Origin of the sequence: Streptomyces sp. NPDC000404 (assembly GCF_040300365.1) — a bacterium.
GTDB lineage: Bacteria > Actinomycetota > Actinomycetes > Streptomycetales > Streptomycetaceae > Streptomyces > Streptomyces ramulosus.
This window is the reverse complement of the sequence record NZ_JBEPDN010000004.1, coordinates 1-2129: the sequence shown is the minus strand read 5'-3', so window position 1 is coordinate 2129 and position 2129 is coordinate 1. Positions and strand designations below refer to the sequence as shown.

Here is a 2129-nt window from a genome sequence, read left to right as displayed (position 1 = left end):
GGCGACATCACCTGTGGGACGGAGGGAGCGGAGTGGGGGAGGGGCGGCGGTGCCCCGGAGGAAGGGGGCACCGCCGGTGGTGCGGAAGGCGAAGCGGGTGCCGCCGGGCGGTGGCCGGGCGGCGGACCGTCAGCCGTAGGTCTCGGCGATCGCGGTCATGTTCGGGTCATTGATGTTCTTCGGCGCCGCGTTGGGATCCCCGCCGCCGCCGTCGGAGCTGATCTGGTTCTTGAAATCGGTGAATTCCTTGACGATGCTGTCCTCGGCGTGGAGGTAGTTGTTGCCCGCGGCGCCGAGCGAGAAGGCGATGCGCGGCAGGACGGCGTTGGCCGCGCTCGCCTCGTCGCCCTGCTTGCCGAAGAGGTCGGTCATACAGGCGTCCCAGCGCTCGTAGAACGCCTCGACCTCCTCCTTGGTCTGGCCGGCCCAGGCGAGCTTCAGCTCGCTCATCACGGTGTTGATCGTGGAGATCTGGGAGGCGAGGTTCTCGACCAGCCCGCCCGTGCCGTCGGTACCGCCGAGCTGGGTGCTGAAGACCCGCAGCATCTGGGCGTCGACGCTGATCTGGGCGTTGTTGGCGCCGTGGAGCCCGTAGACGGGCGCCTTCGTCGGGTCGAGGTCGATGGGGTCGGGCGTCTGGGGGCTCACCGGGTGCTCCTGAAGGGGGTGGGGGAGCGCACTCCGGGCCGGGGCGGGCGACGCGGGTGGCTCCCTCGCTGGCGTGGTCCGCGGCGCCCGGCGACACCGCCCCGGAAGGCCGGGCGGCCGGTCGCACGACGGCGTCCGCACTCCGCGGAACTGGGGTGTTCCTAGTGCTGCTTGTGGAAGTTCTTGGTGTTGGTCTCCTCGACCTGCCGGTACTCCTCGTACGCGGCGTTCAACCGGGTCGACATCTCGCGCAGCAGATCGACCAGGACGGTCATGTTGTCGCTGAAGTCGCGCTGGAGATTGCCGAAGGTCGCCCCCGACGGGCTCTGCCAGACGCCCTCGGCGAGGTTGAGGACCTGCTTCACGAGATTCACGTCGTTCTCGATGCTTGCGGTGCAGCCCTTCACCGTGGACATGGCGTCGTGAAGGCGCTCCAGCTCGATGCGGAACTCGGACAGGGTCAGGGAATGAGAGGCCACCCTTCGACCCTATGTGCGACCGCCAGGCCCGGATACGCCCCAATTCCCCGACAGTCGCGGTGTCTCAGAACGGGGACCTCCCCCGGGGCCGTCCGCGGCGGCGTCTCTGAACAGGGACCTGGCAGGTCGCCGCGGCATCCGCTGGGATGAGGTGGGATCGACCGGACCCTACCCGAGAGCACCCCGGTGGAGGCGGCTATGGCAGAGGCACAGGAACCGAGGAACTCGCGGCACGGTCCGCCCAGGGAGTACGACAAGGACAAGCCCCAGGGCGGCGACCCGACGGCGGAAGACGGCCTCACCGACGAGCAGAAGCAGCAGAAGAAGACCGAGAACCAGACCGTCCCCGGCTATCAGCAGCCGCCCTCGCTGACGATGATCTGGGGTGATGCGCCGCCCATCACCACCTATCTGCCCAAGGGCGGCGGCAACGGCGGCGGCGACAACCAGTCCGCCGGCATCCACCCGGCGATCAACGTCGGCATCGGCTCCATCGCCGAGGCCATGCAGACGATGCTGGAGTCGTCCCGGCGCTCGGTCGACGCCTACACGACGCTGAAGGCGCTCGTGTTCACCGCCTCGACCGACAACGCCACGTTCGGCCAGCAGGCGACGCACAAGGACGACTGGGGCAAGAAGGACGGCAGCGCCACGCACAGCCTCGAGGCCGCCAAGGGTGTGCCCAAGACCTACGCCGACCACAACGGCGGCAACCAGCCGGACGAGAAGCTCCAGGACGCCGCCAAGTACTTCGCCGCCGGCATGGTCCCGAAGATGAACCAGGTACTGGCGCTGTGCGCCAACTCCATCGAGATGGCCGGACAGTTCATCGTCCGGCTGGACCGCGCGGGCACCTACTACGCCAACGCCGACCACGCCTCCGCCTTCCCCGAGCCGCGGAGCAGGCCGATCGCGGAGTGAGCGCGCCCGCGCCGGGCCGCACGGCGACACGAAGGGCCGGGGTGCCGTTTCACGTGAAACGGCACATGGAGGAGGACACAC

The 2129-nt window shown here is 69.0% G+C and carries 3 protein-coding genes; 1 reads left to right on the top strand and 2 read right to left on the bottom strand.

Translation table 11 applies throughout. The annotated features are described in order from the left end of the window. Window positions 1–129: 129 nt before the first annotated feature. Window positions 130–648, bottom strand: coding sequence for a WXG100 family type VII secretion target (locus ABT345_RS08340; RefSeq protein WP_345087403.1), 519 nt, complete (start codon window positions 646–648; stop codon window positions 130–132). 161 nt (window positions 649–809) lie between these two features. Then, on the bottom strand, window positions 810–1127 hold the full coding sequence (locus ABT345_RS08335; RefSeq protein ID WP_345087401.1) for a WXG100 family type VII secretion target: 318 nt from the start codon (window positions 1125–1127) through the stop codon (window positions 810–812). Between the two features lie 198 nt (window positions 1128–1325). Between ABT345_RS08335 and ABT345_RS08330 the strand changes: the two genes are divergently transcribed. Continuing rightward, window positions 1326–2048, top strand: coding sequence for a hypothetical protein (locus ABT345_RS08330; protein WP_345087399.1), 723 nt, complete (start codon window positions 1326–1328; stop codon window positions 2046–2048). Window positions 2049–2129 lie beyond the last annotated feature (81 nt).

Coding starts and splice junctions, on each gene's coding strand:
- ABT345_RS08330 (WP_345087399.1), top strand. CDS start 1,326: ATGGCAGAGGCACAGGAACCGAGGAACTCGCGGCACGGTCCGCCCAGG.